Origin of the sequence: Nocardioides flavus (ex Wang et al. 2016) (assembly GCF_014653115.1) — a bacterium.
GTDB lineage: Bacteria > Actinomycetota > Actinomycetes > Propionibacteriales > Nocardioidaceae > Nocardioides > Nocardioides flavus.
The window spans coordinates 1-14,541 of the sequence record NZ_BNAD01000017.1; the positions used below are offsets into that span (position 1 = coordinate 1).

General features: G+C 73.2%; 18 protein-coding genes. 4 read left to right on the plus strand and 14 right to left on the minus strand.

Annotation, left to right across the window (positions count from 1 at the left end):
• Positions 1-130 precede the first annotated feature (130 nt).
• A complete protein-coding gene (locus IE200_RS18325) occupies positions 131-1,483 on the plus strand; it encodes an HNH endonuclease (protein WP_191280936.1) in 1,353 nt (450 codons plus the stop codon).
• A gap of 24 nt (positions 1,484-1,507) precedes the next feature.
• On the opposite strand, the gene IE200_RS18330 is transcribed toward IE200_RS18325, so the two are convergent.
• Together IE200_RS18330 and IE200_RS18335 are read right to left on the minus strand one after the other, a co-directional pair.
• Entirely contained in the window at positions 1,508-2,119 is a 612-nt protein-coding gene (locus tag IE200_RS18330; protein WP_191280937.1) for a hypothetical protein, read from the minus strand.
• Positions 2,116-2,730 (minus strand): FMN-binding negative transcriptional regulator, encoded by a 615-nt coding sequence (locus IE200_RS18335; protein ID WP_229856797.1) that lies wholly within the window; start codon positions 2,728-2,730, stop codon positions 2,116-2,118. Before IE200_RS18335 ends, IE200_RS18330 begins: the two co-directional genes overlap by 4 nt.
• 59 nt (positions 2,731-2,789) lie before the next feature.
• On the opposite strand from IE200_RS18335, the gene IE200_RS18340 reads away from it, so the two are divergent.
• Positions 2,790-4,319 (plus strand): ATP-dependent DNA ligase, encoded by a 1,530-nt coding sequence (locus IE200_RS18340; protein WP_191280938.1) that lies wholly within the window; start codon positions 2,790-2,792, stop codon positions 4,317-4,319.
• Between the two features lie 3 nt (positions 4,320-4,322).
• On the opposite strand, the gene IE200_RS18345 is transcribed toward IE200_RS18340, so the two are convergent.
• Positions 4,323-5,195, minus strand: coding sequence for a S1 family peptidase (locus IE200_RS18345; RefSeq protein WP_191280939.1), 873 nt, complete (start codon positions 5,193-5,195; stop codon positions 4,323-4,325).
• A gap of 55 nt (positions 5,196-5,250) precedes the next feature.
• Here IE200_RS18345 and IE200_RS18350 point away from each other — a divergent pair, with 55 nt between their 5' ends.
• Entirely contained in the window at positions 5,251-5,967 is a 717-nt protein-coding gene (locus IE200_RS18350; RefSeq protein ID WP_191280940.1) for a TetR/AcrR family transcriptional regulator, read from the plus strand.
• Here IE200_RS18350 and IE200_RS18355 read toward each other — a convergent pair.
• The 4 genes from IE200_RS18355 to IE200_RS18370 form a co-directional block, all read right to left on the minus strand.
• Complete coding sequence (locus IE200_RS18355; RefSeq protein WP_191280941.1) at positions 5,964-6,773, minus strand: DUF1206 domain-containing protein; 810 nt, start codon at positions 6,771-6,773, stop codon at positions 5,964-5,966. The genes IE200_RS18350 and IE200_RS18355 overlap by 4 nt on opposite strands.
• An 87-nt stretch (positions 6,774-6,860) precedes the next feature.
• The gene (nusB, locus tag IE200_RS18360) at positions 6,861-7,271 is read right to left on the minus strand and encodes a transcription antitermination factor NusB (protein ID WP_191280942.1); all 411 of its coding nucleotides are present in this window, start codon (positions 7,269-7,271) and stop codon (positions 6,861-6,863) included.
• Positions 7,272-7,278: 7 nt separating this feature from the next.
• Positions 7,279-7,842, minus strand: coding sequence for an elongation factor P (gene efp / locus IE200_RS18365; protein WP_191280943.1), 564 nt, complete (start codon positions 7,840-7,842; stop codon positions 7,279-7,281).
• A 76-nt stretch (positions 7,843-7,918) separates the two neighbouring features.
• A complete protein-coding gene (locus IE200_RS18370) occupies positions 7,919-8,593 on the minus strand; it encodes an aminoglycoside phosphotransferase family protein (RefSeq protein WP_191280944.1) in 675 nt (224 codons plus the stop codon).
• A 32-nt stretch (positions 8,594-8,625) separates the two neighbouring features.
• On the opposite strand from IE200_RS18370, the gene IE200_RS18375 reads away from it, so the two are divergent.
• On the plus strand, positions 8,626-9,279 hold the full coding sequence (locus IE200_RS18375; protein WP_191280945.1) for an NAD(P)H-binding protein: 654 nt from the start codon (positions 8,626-8,628) through the stop codon (positions 9,277-9,279).
• 25 nt (positions 9,280-9,304) lie between these two features.
• Here IE200_RS18375 and IE200_RS18380 read toward each other — a convergent pair whose 3' ends face one another.
• From IE200_RS18380 to aroC, 7 genes are all read right to left on the minus strand, one after another.
• Entirely contained in the window at positions 9,305-9,493 is a 189-nt protein-coding gene (locus tag IE200_RS18380; protein WP_191280946.1) for a hypothetical protein, read from the minus strand.
• Between the two features lie 119 nt (positions 9,494-9,612).
• Entirely contained in the window at positions 9,613-10,461 is an 849-nt protein-coding gene (locus tag IE200_RS18385) for a PhzF family phenazine biosynthesis protein (RefSeq protein ID WP_191280947.1), read from the minus strand.
• 12 nt (positions 10,462-10,473) lie between these two features.
• Entirely contained in the window at positions 10,474-10,914 is a 441-nt protein-coding gene (locus tag IE200_RS18390; RefSeq protein WP_191280948.1) for a type II 3-dehydroquinate dehydratase, read from the minus strand.
• On the minus strand, positions 10,911-11,720 hold the full coding sequence (locus IE200_RS18395; protein WP_191280949.1) for a DUF402 domain-containing protein: 810 nt from the start codon (positions 11,718-11,720) through the stop codon (positions 10,911-10,913). Before IE200_RS18395 ends, IE200_RS18390 begins: the two co-directional genes overlap by 4 nt.
• Positions 11,717-12,841, minus strand: coding sequence for a 3-dehydroquinate synthase (gene aroB, locus IE200_RS18400; protein WP_191280950.1), 1,125 nt, complete (start codon positions 12,839-12,841; stop codon positions 11,717-11,719). Before aroB ends, IE200_RS18395 begins: the two co-directional genes overlap by 4 nt.
• Positions 12,838-13,338 (minus strand): shikimate kinase, encoded by a 501-nt coding sequence (locus IE200_RS18405; RefSeq protein WP_191280951.1) that lies wholly within the window; start codon positions 13,336-13,338, stop codon positions 12,838-12,840. The genes aroB and IE200_RS18405 overlap by 4 nt, the downstream gene beginning before the upstream one ends.
• Before the next feature lie 13 nt (positions 13,339-13,351).
• A complete protein-coding gene (gene aroC / locus IE200_RS18410; RefSeq protein WP_191280952.1) occupies positions 13,352-14,530 on the minus strand; it encodes a chorismate synthase in 1,179 nt (392 codons plus the stop codon).
• Positions 14,531-14,541: the final 11 nt, after the last annotated feature.

Below are 14,541 nucleotides of genomic sequence, written 5' to 3' on the forward strand. Positions count from 1 at the left end.
GCCTGCGGCAACCCCGCCATGTACGCCCGCTCAATCACCAACCGCTGATCCGCGGTCAACCTCACACCCGGCACGCGCCGCAACCTCTCACTCACGATCGAGTTGCAACAACCGGTTGAGTTCGCCCCAGGTGATCCAGACCCCGGACACGCCTCCGCCCGCACCCACCTGGTCCGCGGAGGAGCTGCACGCCCTGGCCGACGAGATCGCCACTCTCGATGCCGCGGGCCTGTCTTCTGTGCTGCTGGACCAGCTCGAGGCGCTGGAACGGGTCAAGTGCGCAGCGGCCGCCGCGCAAGTGCGCGTGACCGCCGCCTTCGCGGACGCGGCCGAGGTCGTGGAGGACGACCCGACCGAGGGCAGGCGACGTGCACGTCGGACCCTGTCGATCGGGGCGGAGGTCGCGCTCGCAGCCCGCACCAGCCCCTACCAGGGTGAGCAGCGCGTCCTGCTGTCCCGCCGGCTGCGCGACGACCTCCCCGGGGTGCACGCTGCGTTGGGTCGCGGCGACATCCGGGAGGACCAGGCGTACGCCGTCGCCCGCGAGGTCGCGCACCTCGAGCCCGCGCAGCGGGCCACAGTCGACGCAGACCTGACGGGAGATCCGGCCGCGCTCGCGGGTGTCGGCGACGAGAAGCTCCGTCGCGCCGTGCGCCGCGCCTGCCTCACCGTCGCCGCTGACGCAGAGACCCGTCGCCACCTCCGAGCCCGCGCGGACCGGCACGTGACCACCCGGCAGCTCGACGACGGCACCGGCCGGATCACCGCGGTCGTGGCTGTCGAGCACCTCGCCGCCGTGCGTACGGTCCTCGACCAGGCCGCCGCGACCGCGCGCGCGGCCGGCGACGAGCGCACCGGAGGCCAGGTCCGTTCGGATGCCCTCGTCCACCGCATCACCGGCCACGACCCCGTCGTGCCGGTCCCGGTCCGCGTCAACCTCGTCGTCTCCGCCGAGTCGCTGCTCGGCACGGACGACCAGCCGGCGCAAGTGGCCGGCATCGGTTGGCTGCCGGCCGGCCTGTGCACCCGCCTGGTCCGCGAGGCGTCGTCGACCGCCAAGGCCACCCTCCGGCGCCTGTTCGTCCGCCCGCGCGAGGGTGACCTGGTCGCGTTGGAGTCGCGCAGCCGGGTCTTCCCTCCCGCTCTGGCCGAGCTCATCGACCTGCGAGACGGCGGCCTGTGCCGCACGCCCGGGTGCAACACCGCCATCCGCCACCACGACCACGTCGTGCGTGAGAGCGACGGTGGTCCCACCAGCGCCCGCAACGGGCAGGGGCTCTGCGAGCGCTGCAACTACGCCAAGGAGGCTCCGGGCTGGACCTCGTGGGTGGCGACGCCCGACACCGGTCCTCACGAGGTGCACGGCGTGACCGAGCACCTGCGCCTTCACCGGTCGACCGCTCCACCTCCACCCGGGTGCAGACCACCCGATCTCTCCCCCGCCGAGCTCCGCCTCGCACAGGAACTCACCCTCGCCGCCTGAGCGCCAGCACGACGAGGCGGTCGACTACGCCGGTCGCTCGATCGTCGTCACCACGCTCGTGACGGACGGGCGCTTCGGCGTGCTCGAGAACCCGAAGCGGCACGGCGGGTCGACCGGCGCGAGCGACCCAAGGTCCCTCCCGCGCCACTCACCCGACAGCGCGCTGACGGCATGCACAGAAGTCGCGCCGTACCACTCGCGGCGGTCGTTGCCGGCGGTCCCGCGGGTCCGCACGCCTCGCACCACGACCCGCGCGACCGGGTCGACGAGCCCACACCAGGCGGGTGAGGTGGCGACGCGCTCCGGCACGAGGCCGAGCACCGCGCCGAGCGGCGTACGACGTCCGAAGCCCAGCCGGAGGTCGAGCGAGGGCGTCGAGACCTGCCAGCCGTCCGCGGTGTCGGAGACGACCACAGGCCCGAGGACGTGCTCGTCGAAGGAGTAGGTCGCGGCGACGAAGTCGCGCACGCGCTCGTCGGGTGCGAGCAGCACCCGGTGGCCAGCGGCGTCCTCGACCATCACGTCGGCGAAGGCGCCCCACGGGGACGCGTCCCAGCGGCCGACGACGAGCCGCACGCCGCTGGTGCTGCCGACCCCGGCGATGCGCCCGGTGAAGCTCTCGCGGACGCAGGTCACGGGGCAACGAGTCCGTGGGGGTCGCGGCCGTCCGCCGCCAGCCCGGCCGCGACACCCGCGCGGTCCGCGGCGGAACGGTTCTGGCTGTGCTTGGCCTTGGCCTCGACCGACCCGACGAGCAGCTCGACGCCGACGATCGGGCGGAGGTTCTTCTCGACGTAGTCGGCGGGCGCGTCGGCCACCGCCCACGGCTCCGCCCGCGGCTGCTCGTGGTGGTCGGTGAGCCGCGTGACCAGCCCCCGCACCCAGTCGGGGTCGTCGTGGACGGTGACGGCACCGCGGAGGTGGACGACGGAGTAGTTCCACGTCGGCACGACCTTGCCGTGCTCGGTCTTCGACGCGTACCAGGACGGCGAGACGTAGGTGTCCGGGCCGGTGACGACCGCCAGCGCGTGCGAGCCGTCGACGATCCGCCGCCAGTGGGGGTTGGCCCGCGCGAGGTGCCCGACGAGCCGGTCCCCCTCCCAGAGCACGGGGAGGAACGTCGCGTCCGGGAGGCCGTCGTGGCCCACGGTGACCAGCTGTGCCGTCGCCACGGAGGCGACGAAGGGACGGACGTCGTCGGGGTCCATCACGTTGAAGCGCGGCACGTAGAGCCGGGGATCGGTCACGGAGCCATCCTGCCTCTTCGGGTGGCGTCGGTGTCAGTGGGGCGCGGCAGGATGGACGCATGCTGCTCGCCGAGCTCGTCGCCACCTCCGCCGAGGTCTCCGCCACCCGGTCCCGCAAGGCCAAGGTCGTCCTGCTCGCCGAGCTGCTCGGCCGGGTCGAGCCCGCCGAGCTCGAGGTCGTGGTGTCCTACCTCGGCGGGGCGCTGCGCCAGCGGCGTACGGGCCTCGGCTGGCGCGGCGTGAGCGACCTGCCGGCACCCGCCGACCAGCCGTCGCTCACGGTGCTCGAGGTCCACGAGGCCTTCGAGGCGATGTCGCGGCTGTCCGGCCCCGGGTCGCAGAACGCCCGCAAGGAAGCGGTGGCCGACCTGTTCGGCCGTGCCACCGCCGCCGAGCAGCGGTGGCTGCAGGCCGTCGTCACCGGCAATGTGCGCCAGGGTGCGCTCGACGCGGTGACGCAGGAGGCCGTGGCCCTGGTGGCGGAGGTGCCGCTCGCCGCCGTACGCCGCGCCGCCATGCTCGCGGGCTCCACCGTCGCGGCAGCGGGAGCCGCATTCGCGGGCGAGGAGGCGCTGGCCGCGATCGGGCTCGAGGTCGGCCGTCCGGTCCTGCCGATGCTCGCCTCGAGTGCGCCCGACGTGGCCACAGCGATGGCCGACCTCTCCGGCGAGGGTGGCACCGAGGTCGCCATCGACGCCAAGCTCGACGGCATCCGGATCCAGGTCCACCGCCACGACGACCAGGTGCTGGTCGTGACCCGTTCCCTCGACGACATCACGGGCCGGCTGCCCGAGGTGGTCGACGTGGCCCGGTCCCTCCCGGCCCACCGCTTCGTCCTCGACGGCGAGGCCCTCACCCTGGGCGACGACGGCCGCCCGGTGCCCTTCCAGGACACGGCCAGCCGCACCGCGCAGCAGACCGCCAGGGATGGGCAGAGAGCCGTCACGCCACACTTCTTCGACCTGCTCCACCTCGACGGGCGCGACCTGCTCGACTCCCCCGGCCATGAGCGGCTCGCCGCGCTCGACGCCCTGGTGCCCGAGCAGCACCGGGTCCGCCGACTCGTCACCGCCGACCCGGCCGCCGCCGACGCGTTCGCCACCGAGACCGTCGCCGCCGGCCACGAGGGCGTCGTCCTCAAGGACCTGTCCGCCCCCTATGCCGCCGGCCGTCGCGGCTCGGCGTGGGTCAAGGTCAAGCCGGTCCACACCCTCGACCTCGTCGTGCTCGCCGTCGAGTGGGGCTCGGGTCGACGCGAGGGCTGGCTCTCCAACATCCACCTCGGCGCACGCGACGACTCGTCCCCGACCGGCTTCGTGATGCTCGGCAAGACGTTCAAGGGGATGTCGGACGAGATGCTCACCTGGCAGACCGAGCGCTTCCTCGGCCTCGAGACGCACCGCGAGGGCCACGTCGTCCACGTGCGTCCCGAGCAGGTCGTCGAGATCGCCTTCGACGGCCTGCAGCGCTCCACGCGCTACCCCGGCGGCGTCGCCCTCCGGTTCGCGCGGGTCCTGCGCTACCGCGACGACAAGGCGCCCCACGAGGCCGACACGATCGCGACCGTGCGCTCGCACGCGACGGGCTGACGATCAGCGGCGCGGGCGCGCCAGCCGGCACCCCGGCGTGTCCAGGTCGAAGGCCCGACCGCCGTCGAGGCACCCCAGCAACCACGAGGTCTGCTGCCCGTAGCTCATGTGGGGCACCGTCCGCACCCGTCCGCGCCGGTCCTCCTCGCACGCGGAGTCGATGCAACGGCGCCCGCCGATGTAGGCGGTGTTGGCGATGCCGACGACGAGGCCGGTGGTCCGGGACACGATCGGCGACCCGGAGTAGCCACCGCGGATCGAGCAGCCGTCCCTGACCGGGAGGCGGATGGAGCGCCACCAGTCCCACGACCGTTCGTGGAGCCGGTACGCCGTGCCGCGGGTCGTGCAGGTCCGCTGCTCGGTCCAGTAGCCGGACGGGATCCGCACCCGGTCCCCGCGCGACGGTCCCCGCTCGGCCAGTGAGAGCGGGAAGACGCCGGTCCGCGCGAGGTCGGCGTACGTCTCCCGCAACGACAGCACCGCCAGGTCCGTGCGGTACATCGACGCGTAGTCCAGCCGGACCCCCCGGACGGTGCGGGCGACAGCACCGATGCCGTCGAGCAGCTCGATGCGCGTCCACCGCCTCTCGTCGACGAGGACCTCCCGCGCCCCGAGGAAGGGCTGCCGCACGCAGTGGCCGTTCGTGATGACCACCGCCCGGTCCGTGTCGAGCGCCGCGGGCCACCGCACGAGGGCTCCCGAGCAGCCGGGCAGCCGCACGGTGCCGGTGAACCGGTCCGCGGCCGCGCCGGCCGGGACCGACGCCGAAGCGGGCGCTGGCGCGAGGACCGTGGCGAGGACCCCGGCGACGAGGGAGCTGACGACCAGGGCGAGCACGGCCAGGGACGACGCACGGCGGGCCCGGGCAAGCAGCATGCCCGCATCGAACCACACACAGTCTCCTGGCGGGCCTCTCCCTAGACTGGCGGTCATGACCACCGCCCCCCCGCCCGCAGCGACCCCCGGACGCGGCGGGACCGCGGCCGCGCGTCGCCGGGCGCGCGAGGCGGAGATCATCTCGGCCACCCGTCGGCTGTTCGACGAGCGGGGCATCCGCGACGCCCAGATCGAGGACATCGCGAAGGCCGTCGGCGTCAACCGGGCCATCATCTACCGGCACTTCACCGGCAAGGAGGAGCTGTTCAGCCTGACGCTGGTGCAGTACCTCGACGAGCTGCGGGTGGCGCTCCAGGACGCGGCCGCCACGACCGACGAGCCACGCGAGCAGCTCGTACGCCTCGTGGAGGCCTTCGTCGACTACGGCCTGACGCACCCTGCGTTCGTCGACTGCGCGCAATCGATCATGCGCCGTCCCGGCGGCGACCTCCTCGAGGAGGTCAGCGAGTCCGCGATGTACCGGCTCGGCCAGGCGATCAGCGGCTGCCTGTCGGTGCTGACCCGCACCATCACCTCGGGCGCAGGCAGCGGCGACTTCCGCGTCGAGGACCCCGAGCTCCTCGCGAACATGCTGTACGCCAGCGGCCTCGGCACCCTCCAGCTCGGCCGGGTGGCGATGCTGGTGGCCGAGGAGGAGCCGGGAGTCCCCCGGATCAGCCGGATCACGCCGGAGCAGGTGCGCGACCACATGGTCGCCACCGCGCTCGCCCTCGCCGCGGGCGCCCCGGCCGGGGTGGCGCGCAGCCGCTAGCGCGACAGGTGCTTGGCGCGCGCGAAGCAGAAGACGCCGTAGGCGGCGATCCCCAACCCGATCGCGACGAGCAGCACCTGGCCGAACGGCTGCTCCAGCACGGTCTGCAGTGCCTGGTCGAGTCCGCCGGACTTCTTCGGGTCGTGCGTGATCGCGGCGTAGCCGAAGAGAGCACCCACGAGGGCGATCGAGACACCCTTGGCGATGTAGCCGGCCTTGCCGAGCTTGACGTACGCCGAGCCGTCCTTGCCGGACTGTCCCTGGGCGTCGAGGTGCTCGCGGAACTTCTCGGTCCACCCGCGGTAGACGAGCGAGCCTCCGTAGCCGATGATCGCGAGCCCCACCGCTCCCACGATGAGCTGCCCGCCGGGGAGCTGCATGAGCTTGGCAGTGGTGGAGTCGGTGCCGCCCTTGCCTCCTCCGGAGCCGGTGGCGGTCTGCACCGCGCTCCACCCGATGGCGCCGTAGATGACGGCCTTGCCGAGCGAGGTGGCGCGCTTGCGCCATCGCTTCGCGTCGTCGGACTCCTCGCGGTAGCCGAACGCGAACTCGAGCAGGCGCCACACTACGAGCAGGAACATGCCGATCGCGACCAGCCACACCAGGACGCCGCCGAGCGACTGCTCGGCAAGGTACTGGAGCGCACCGGTGTTGGAGGCCGAGTCCTCCTTCTCACCGAAGGCGAGCTGGATGGCCAGCCACGCGATCAACAGGTGCACCACGCCGTACGCCACCAGGCCAGCGCGGATCGCGTGGTCGAGCCAGTCGCTCTCGTGGGCCTGCTCGGCGGTGTTGGAGGCGTTCATGGGGTCAACCTAGGACCTCGCGGGAGATGCCGCGAGCCCGGCCGACCCCTCGGGGTGGGCCGGGCTCGCAGTGAATCGGACCACCCTTCAGACCAAGGTGGCGCGGTCGCGCTGGATGGAGCCCAGGAGACCGTTGACGAAGGCCGGGGAGTCGTCGGTGGAGAGGTCCTGCACGAGGTGCAGCGCCTCGCTGACCGCCACCGTCTCCGGCACGTCGGAGTCGCCCCAGAGCAGCTCGTAGACGCCGATGCGGAGCACGTTGCGGTCGACCGCAGGCATGCGGGCCAGGGTCCAGCCCTTGCTGTAGGTCGTGAGCACCTCGTCGATGCGCTCGCGGTGCTCGACCACGCCCCTGACCAGGGTGGTGGTGTAGTCGTTGGTCGGGCCCTCTCCGGCCGCGATGGCGCGCTCGAGCGCCTCGACCGGGTCCTCCGAGCGCAGCTCGGAGGCGAACAGGATGTCCAGCGCGCGCTTGCGGGCCTTGGAACGGGCAGCCACGTCTGCGTCAGGCCTTGACGCGGCCGAGGTAGGACGAGTCGCGCGTGTCGACCTTGACCTTCTCGCCGGTGGTGATGAAGAGCGGGACCGCGATGGTGTGGCCGGTCTCGAGCGTCGCGGGCTTGGTGCCGCCGGTGGAGCGGTCGCCCTGCAGACCGGGCTCGGTCTCGGCGATCAGCAGCTCGACGGAGGCGGGCAGCTCGATGAACAGCACGCGGCCGTCGTTGGTGGCGACGATCGCCTCCTGGTTCTCCAGCATGAAGTTCTTCGCGTCGCCGACGACCTCGGGAGCGACCTCGAGCTGCTCGTAGGTGGTGGTGTCCATGAAGACGTAGGACGAACCATCGTTGTAGAGGTACTGCATGGTGCGCTTGTCGACGTTGGCCGTCTCGACCTTGGTGCCGGCGTTGAAGGTCTTGTCGACGTTCTTGCCCGACTCGACGTTGCGGAGCTTGGTGCGCACGAAGGCCGGGCCCTTGCCGGGCTTCACGTGCTGGAACTCGACGACGGCCCAGAGCTGACCCTCGATCCTGAGGACCATGCCGTTCTTGAGGTCGTTGGTGGTTGCCATGTGCTCTCTGTCCGCCTTCGTCGAGTTGTCAAGGATGAGCGGGAGCCGGCTGGGAAGCCTGCGCCGACAGGCGAGTCTAGTCGCGAGCCACGAGCCCCATGAAATGCACGGCGTGCTCCTCGGTCGTCCCCGGCGGGTTCCTGCGCCACGCCCGGTTGCCGGGCAGCAGCATCGCCAGCCAGAACGCCGCCCACAGCGGCCGGTAGGCCTCCATCCGCTCTCGTGCCTCGTCGTCCAGGCCGACCGCGTCGGGCAGTGCGCGGACGTCGTAGACGCCGGGCAGGCGGCTGCCGAGGTGCTCGAGGTGGTCGGCCAGCTCGTACGCCGGGTCGCTGAGGCCGGCGTCCTCGAAGTCCACGAGCCGCACGCAGCGCCCGTCCCACAGGACGTTGGCGGGATTCAGGTCGGCGATCCCGAGGCAGGTCAGGTGCGGCTCTGGCAGCCGCGGGTCGGCGACGAGGGCCCGGGCGACCTCGAGCGCCTCCGAGACCAGCGCGGGGTCGCGGCACGGGCCGAGGTCGACCTCTCGGCCCAGCCACTCCACCATCAGCGCGGCGTGCTCGTGCGGGGAGAACCCGCGACCACCGATCCCCGCGTCCGCCACCGCGTCGAGCGGCACGCCGTACAGCCGGCGCAGGGCGGACCCGAGCGCAGCGGTCTGTGCCGCCGTCAACGGAGCGGGCGCCACCGGTGCGTACTCCTTGCGGACCTCCGTCTTCCCGATGGTGAGGCGGTGGGTCGACGTCTGCACCGCCTCACCGTAGCCGCGCTAGCGTCGGCGCCATGCGCACCACGATCTTCGGCGGCCACGGCAAGGTGGCCCTCCTGCTCGCTCCCCTGCTCGTCGAGGCCGGCCACGAGGTCCGGTCCGTGATCCGCAACCCGGACCACGTCGCCGACGTCGAGGCGACCGGCGCCACCGCGGTGGTCTCGTCCGTCGAGGACGCCGACCTCGCCGACCTCACCGACCTGCTGCGCGGCTCGGACGCGGTCGTGTGGTCCGCCGGTGCCGGCGGCGGCGACCCCAAGCGCACCGACGCGGTCGACCGGGACGCCGCGATCCGCTCGATGGACGCAGCAGTCGCGGCCGGGGTCGCCCGCTACGTCATGGTGTCCTTCTCCGGCGCGTCGACCGACCACCTGGTGGCGGAGGACGACCCGTTCCGGCGCTACCAGGACGCCAAGATCGCGGCCGACGAGCACCTGCGCGGCACCGACCTCGGCTGGACGATCCTCGGACCCGGTGCGCTGACCACCGAGCCCTCCGACGGCAAGGTCAACCCTGCGGCCACCTCGCGCGACGGTGACGAGTCCCCGCGCGAGCTCGTGGCCCAGGTCGCCGCGGCCGTGCTCGCCGACGAGCGTGCCGCGCGGCGGACCCTCGTCTTCGGCAAGGGCGACGTCCCGATCGCCGACTGGCTCGGCTCGCTGGGCTGAGCCCGCGCGGTCCGGCCCCACACGATCACCGGACCGACCGCCGTGGCCGTACGGTCGCGAGACGGTGCAGCAGCGCGTCCCGGCGCGCCGCGCGCACCTCGCCCAGCTTGACCTCGCACGCCCAGCAGCGGTCGGTCGCGACGCAGCAGCCGGCGTCGCGTACTTCCGCCTCGAGCTGGTCGGCGTGGGCGCTCCTGCTCACGACGCTCCTCATGCTTTCCTCCCCGGCACCGACCACCTCGTCGCCGCCTGTCCCGAGTGTGACGGCACGGTGCGACAGCCGGCATCGGTATTACCACGCATGTCTGGACCGGTGGGCGGCTGCGGCGGGACTCAGGCGCGCCGGAGGTCGACCTCGCCGACGATGCGGGTCACCGCGTCGCCCGACACCCACACCTGTGCGCCGACCGACTCGAGGCGTACGCGCCCTTCCCGTCCGATGACGCTGCCCTGGCGCGACGTGTACGCCGGCGGCAGCGCGCCCGTGCCGATGAGCCACTGGGCGAGCCCCGCGTTGGCCGACCCGGTGACCGGGTCCTCCATGAACTCCCGTCCGTCGGCGAAGAACGCGCGCACCTCCACGTCGGCGCCCAGCCCGGCGGCGGTGGCGGCGTCCCAGCGGCCGAGGACCGTCACCTTGAGGTCGGTGAAGGCGGCGATGTCGGGCTCCACGGCCAGGACTGACTCGGCCGAGCCCAGGTCGACGCCGACCCAGCCGGGACCGTTGTCGATCCAGGCCATGTCCTCGACCGCGGAGTCGGTGACGCCCAGCGCCCGCACGATGCGGACGCGCAGCTCGGCGTCGACGGGGCCCGAGCGCCGCAGCGGCGGCGCGGCGAACCCGAGCCCGGGTGAGCGGCGTACGTCGACCAGGCCGGCACCGCACTCCTGCACGACCCGTTCGCCCCCGGGCACTCCCCCGGCCTCGAGCCAGGCGTGCGCGCTGCCGATGGTCGGGTGCCCGGCGAAGGGCAGCTCGCCGGTGGTGGTCCAGATGCGGACGCGGTAGTCGGCCGCCGGGTCCGTCGGCGCGGACAGGAACGTCGTCTCGGAGAGGTTGGTCCAGCGCGCGAAGCGGGCCATCTGCTCGTCGGTCAGCCCGTCGGCGTCGTGGACGACCGCGAGCGGGTTGCCGAGCCACGGCTCGGCGCTGAAGACGTCGACCTGTCGGAAGGGCAGCACGTGACGATCCAATCAGGGTCGCGCGAGGAGCTCCAGCGCCTGGCGGTAGCCGTCGATCCCCCGCCCTGCGATCGTCGCCACCGCGTGCGGCTCGACGACGGAGGTGTGGCGGAACTCCTCGGCGCGCTGCTTCGGGTCCGAGATGTGCACCTCGACCAGCGGCGCGGTGAGCTGGGCGCACGCGTCCCACAGGGCGAGCGAGTAGTGCGTCCAGGCGCCGGCGTTGAGGACGACGGCGATGCCGTCGTCTGCCGCGGTGTTGAGCCAGTCGAGCAGGTCGCCCTCGTGGTTGGTCTGGCGCACCTCGACCGCGAGCCCGAGGTCGTGCCCCCACTCGACGCACCGGTGGGCGAGCTCGGCGTGGGTGGTCGAGCCGTAGATCTCCGGCTGGCGACGCCCGAGCCGCCCGAGGTTGGGGCCGTTGAGGACGAGGACCCGGGTTCCGCCAGTCATGACGGCAGCGTAGTGGCGCGGGCGGCCCGCACCTCGTCGCTGTCCGGGAGCGCCGGTACCGACCAGTCGGCGGGAGGCCGCCACCGCGTCCATTCCTCGTCGAGCGGCCAGTCAGCGCCTGCGACCAGCTCCTCCCGTGCCCACTCGGCCGCCGCCCGGACCTCGTCCGCCAGCTCGCGGGAGTAGCGACCGCAGTCGACGGACGCCTCGAGCTCGTCGGCGTCCTTGAGCCACAGCTCGCCGTCGGGGTCGCGCCACAGGTCGAGCACGAGGTCACGGGTCGCGGTCTCGGCGCCCCGCCGTCGGTGGGGCAGCTCGAGGTTGACGTAGTGGCCGGCGAAGGTCCCGTCGTCCTCCCAGAAGAGCCACACCGACCATGGACGTCCGGCCGGGGCGATGCGGAGGATCCCGCTGCCACGCCAGCGACCGACAGCCGTACGGGCCTGCGCGACGAACCGCTCGGCCAGCGGGATCTCCCGGAGCTGGCGACCGTCCGCGGGCACCCAGGTGACGACCTCGGTGTCCTCCGCGAGCCAGACCACGAGGCCGCGCTCGTCGTCGCGGACCACCCGTACGGGCTCGAGCCGCGGTCCGTAGCGCCACAGCAGCACGTCACCGTGCCCGAGGAAGGGAGCCGTGCCGTCGGGGCGCCACCCGTCGTCGGCACCGACCGAACGCTGCGCCTCCAGCACCTCGAGGTCGACCGGTCTGGCCGACGCCGCTCCCGCGAGCCGGGTCATCGTGCCCCCGGAGTCGCTGACGGTCGTCTCGCTGACAGTCGTGTCGTCCCCCGAAGCCTCAGTCACCCGGCGGAGGCTACCGCGGCGAACGCCGCGCGCAGGTCGTCCTCGCCCGGGCCCGCGAGGATCCGCGGCGTGGCGAGGGCGTCGAGCACCACGAACCGCAGCTGCGAGCCGCGGGCCTTCTTGTCGACCTTCATCGCCGCGTGCAGGTCCTCGAACGACGCACCTCCCATCGACTCCGCGTCGTACGCCGTGGGCAGCCCGACGCGCGACAGCGCCGACCGGTGCCGCTCCACGAGTGCCGGGTCGAGCGAGCCGGCCCGGGCCGCCAGCTCGGCGACGAAGACGCACCCGATCGCGACGGCCTCGCCGTGGCGGACGGTGTAGTCGCTGGTGCGCTCGATCGCGTGGGCGAGGGTGTGGCCGTAGTTGAGGACCTCGCGGCCGGGGTGCCCGCCGACACCGCCGGTCTCCCTGAGGTCGTCGACGACCACGTCGACCTTGACCCGGATCGCGCGCTCGACGAGCTCGCGCAGCTCCGGGGAGTCGTGGGTCAGCGCGGCGGGGTCGCTGCGCTCGACGACCTCGAGGATCGTCGGGTCGGCGATGAAGCCGCACTTCACGACCTCGCCCAGTCCGGCGACGAGCTCGGCGCGGGGCAGCGAGGCGAGGAGCGACAGGTCGCACAGCACGCCGGCCGGCTCGTGGAAGGACCCGACGAGGTTCTTCCCGGCACCGGTGTTGATGCCGGTCTTGCCACCGACGGCGGCGTCCACCATCGCCAGCAGCGTGGTCGGCACGTGCACCACCCGTACGCCGCGCAGCCAGGTCGCGGCCACGAACCCGCCCAGGTCGGTGGTCGCTCCCCCGCCGATGGTCACGACCGCGTCGGACCGGGTGAAGCCGGCCTCGCCGAGTGCCTCCCAACAGTCGGCGGCGACGGGTGCGGTCTTGGCCCGCTCGCCGTCGGGCAGGCCGAGGGCGAGCACGTCGTAGTGCTCGACGAGGGCGTCGACGATCGGGTCGGCCAGCTCGCCCAGCGACCCGGCGTACAGCACGGCCACACGCTCCACCGACTCGCCGAGCAGCGCCGGCAGCCGGTCGGTCAGCCCGTGGCCGACGACCACGTCGTAGGGGGACGTCCCGCGGACGGGCAGGACGGTGGCCGGGCGGGGGGCGCTCACCGCAGCAGCTCCTGGATGTCCGCTGCCACCTCGAGCGGCAGCCGGCCGTCGGTCTCGACGACGTGGGTCGCGACCGACTCGTAGACCGGGGTGCGCTCGTCGAGCAGCGCTTTGATCCGCGACCGGACGTTGCCCAGCAGCAGCGGGCGCCCGACACCGAGGCCCACTCGCTTGACCGCGTCGGAGAGCCCCACCCGCAGGAACACGACAGGCACGTCAGCGAGCAGCTCGCGCGTCGCGGAGCGCAGCACGGCGCCGCCGCCGAGGGCGAGGACGCCGTCGTGCTCGGCGAGCGCCGCGGCGACGGCAGCGGCCTCGAGGTCACGGAAGTGCTCCTCGCCGGACTCCACGAAGATGTCGGAGATCTCGCGACCGGTGCTCGCCTCGATGTCGGCGTCGGTGTCACGCACCGGCACGCCCCACGCCTCGCCGAGCAGGCCGGCCACGGTCGTCTTGCCGGCGCCCATCGGGCCGACCAGCACCACGCGGGGCGCCATCAGCGGTGCCCCGTCATCGGTGTCGCAGGGTGTCGAGGTAGGCCTCGGCGTTGCGCCGCGTCTCCTGCATGGAGTCACCGCCGAACTTCTCCACCACCGCGTCCGCCAGCACGAGGGCGACCATCGCCTCGGCGACGATCCCGGCCGCGGGGACGGCACACACGTCGGAACGCTGGTGGTGGGCGACCGTGGCCTCACCGGTCGCCACGTCGACGGTGCGCAGCGCCTTGGGGACGGTCGCGATCGGCTTCATCGCCGCGCGCACGCGCAGCACTTCCCCGGTCGACATGCCGCCCTCGGTGCCGCCGGAGCGACCCGACGTGCGCCGCAGGCCCTCGTCGGTGGGCACGATCTCGTCGTGCGCCTGCGAGCCGGGGGTGTCGGCGAGCTCGAAGCCGTCACCGACCTCGACGCCCTTGATCGCCTGGATGCCCATCAGCGCTCCGGCCAGCCGGGCGTCGAGGCGACGGTCCCAGTGGACGTGCGAGCCCAGGCCCGGCGGCAGGCCGTGCACGACGACCTCGACGACCCCGCCGAGGGTGTCGCCGTCCTTGTGCGCACGGTCGATCCGCTCGACGATCGCCCGGCTGGCCTCGGGGTCGAGCACCCGCACCGGGTCCTCGTCGAGGCGCTGGAGGTCGTCGATGGTCGGCACCGAGCCGGCGGGGGCCTTCACGCCGCCGATGGAGACGACGTGGGACACGATGGTGGCGCCGACGGCCTGCTCGAGGAAGTTGGACGCCACCCGGCCGAGCGCCACGCGGGCCGCGGTCTCGCGGGCGGAGGCGCGCTCGAGGATCGGCCTGGCCTCGTCGAAGGCGTACTTCTGCATGCCGACGAGGTCGGCGTGGCCGGGACGGGGCCGCGTGAGCGGGGCGTTGCGGGCCAGCGCCTCGAGCTCGACCGGGTCCACGGGGTCGGCCGACATGACCTTCTCCCACTTGGGCCACTCGGTGTTGCCGACCTCGATCGCGACCGGGCCACCCTGGGTCTCGCCGTGGCGGACGCCGCCGAGCACGCGGACCTGGTCGGCCTCGAACTTCATCCGCGCGCCGCGGCCGTGGCCGAGCCGGCGCCGGGCCAGCGAGTCGGCGAGGTCGTCGGTCGTGACGCGGACGTGGGCGGGCAGCCCCTCGAGGATCGCCACCAGCGAGGGACCGTGGGACTCGCCTGCTGTGAGCCATCGGAGCATGGGAGGAGTCT

Coding starts and splice junctions, on each gene's coding strand:
- IE200_RS18340 (WP_191280938.1), top strand. CDS start 2,790: ATGCTGCTCGCCGAGCTCGTCGCCACCTCCGCCGAGGTCTCCGCCACC.
- IE200_RS18345 (WP_191280939.1), bottom strand. CDS start 5,195: ATGCTGCTTGCCCGGGCCCGCCGTGCGTCGTCCCTGGCCGTGCTCGCC.
- IE200_RS18350 (WP_191280940.1), top strand. CDS start 5,251: ATGACCACCGCCCCCCCGCCCGCAGCGACCCCCGGACGCGGCGGGACC.
- IE200_RS18355 (WP_191280941.1), bottom strand. CDS start 6,773: ATGAACGCCTCCAACACCGCCGAGCAGGCCCACGAGAGCGACTGGCTC.
- efp (WP_191280943.1), bottom strand. CDS start 7,842: ATGGCAACCACCAACGACCTCAAGAACGGCATGGTCCTCAGGATCGAG.
- IE200_RS18375 (WP_191280945.1), top strand. CDS start 8,626: ATGCGCACCACGATCTTCGGCGGCCACGGCAAGGTGGCCCTCCTGCTC.
- IE200_RS18380 (WP_191280946.1), bottom strand. CDS start 9,493: ATGAGGAGCGTCGTGAGCAGGAGCGCCCACGCCGACCAGCTCGAGGCG.
- IE200_RS18390 (WP_191280948.1), bottom strand. CDS start 10,914: ATGACTGGCGGAACCCGGGTCCTCGTCCTCAACGGCCCCAACCTCGGG.
- IE200_RS18405 (WP_191280951.1), bottom strand. CDS start 13,338: ATGGCGCCCCGCGTGGTGCTGGTCGGCCCGATGGGCGCCGGCAAGACG.
- aroC (WP_191280952.1), bottom strand. CDS start 14,530: ATGCTCCGATGGCTCACAGCAGGCGAGTCCCACGGTCCCTCGCTGGTG.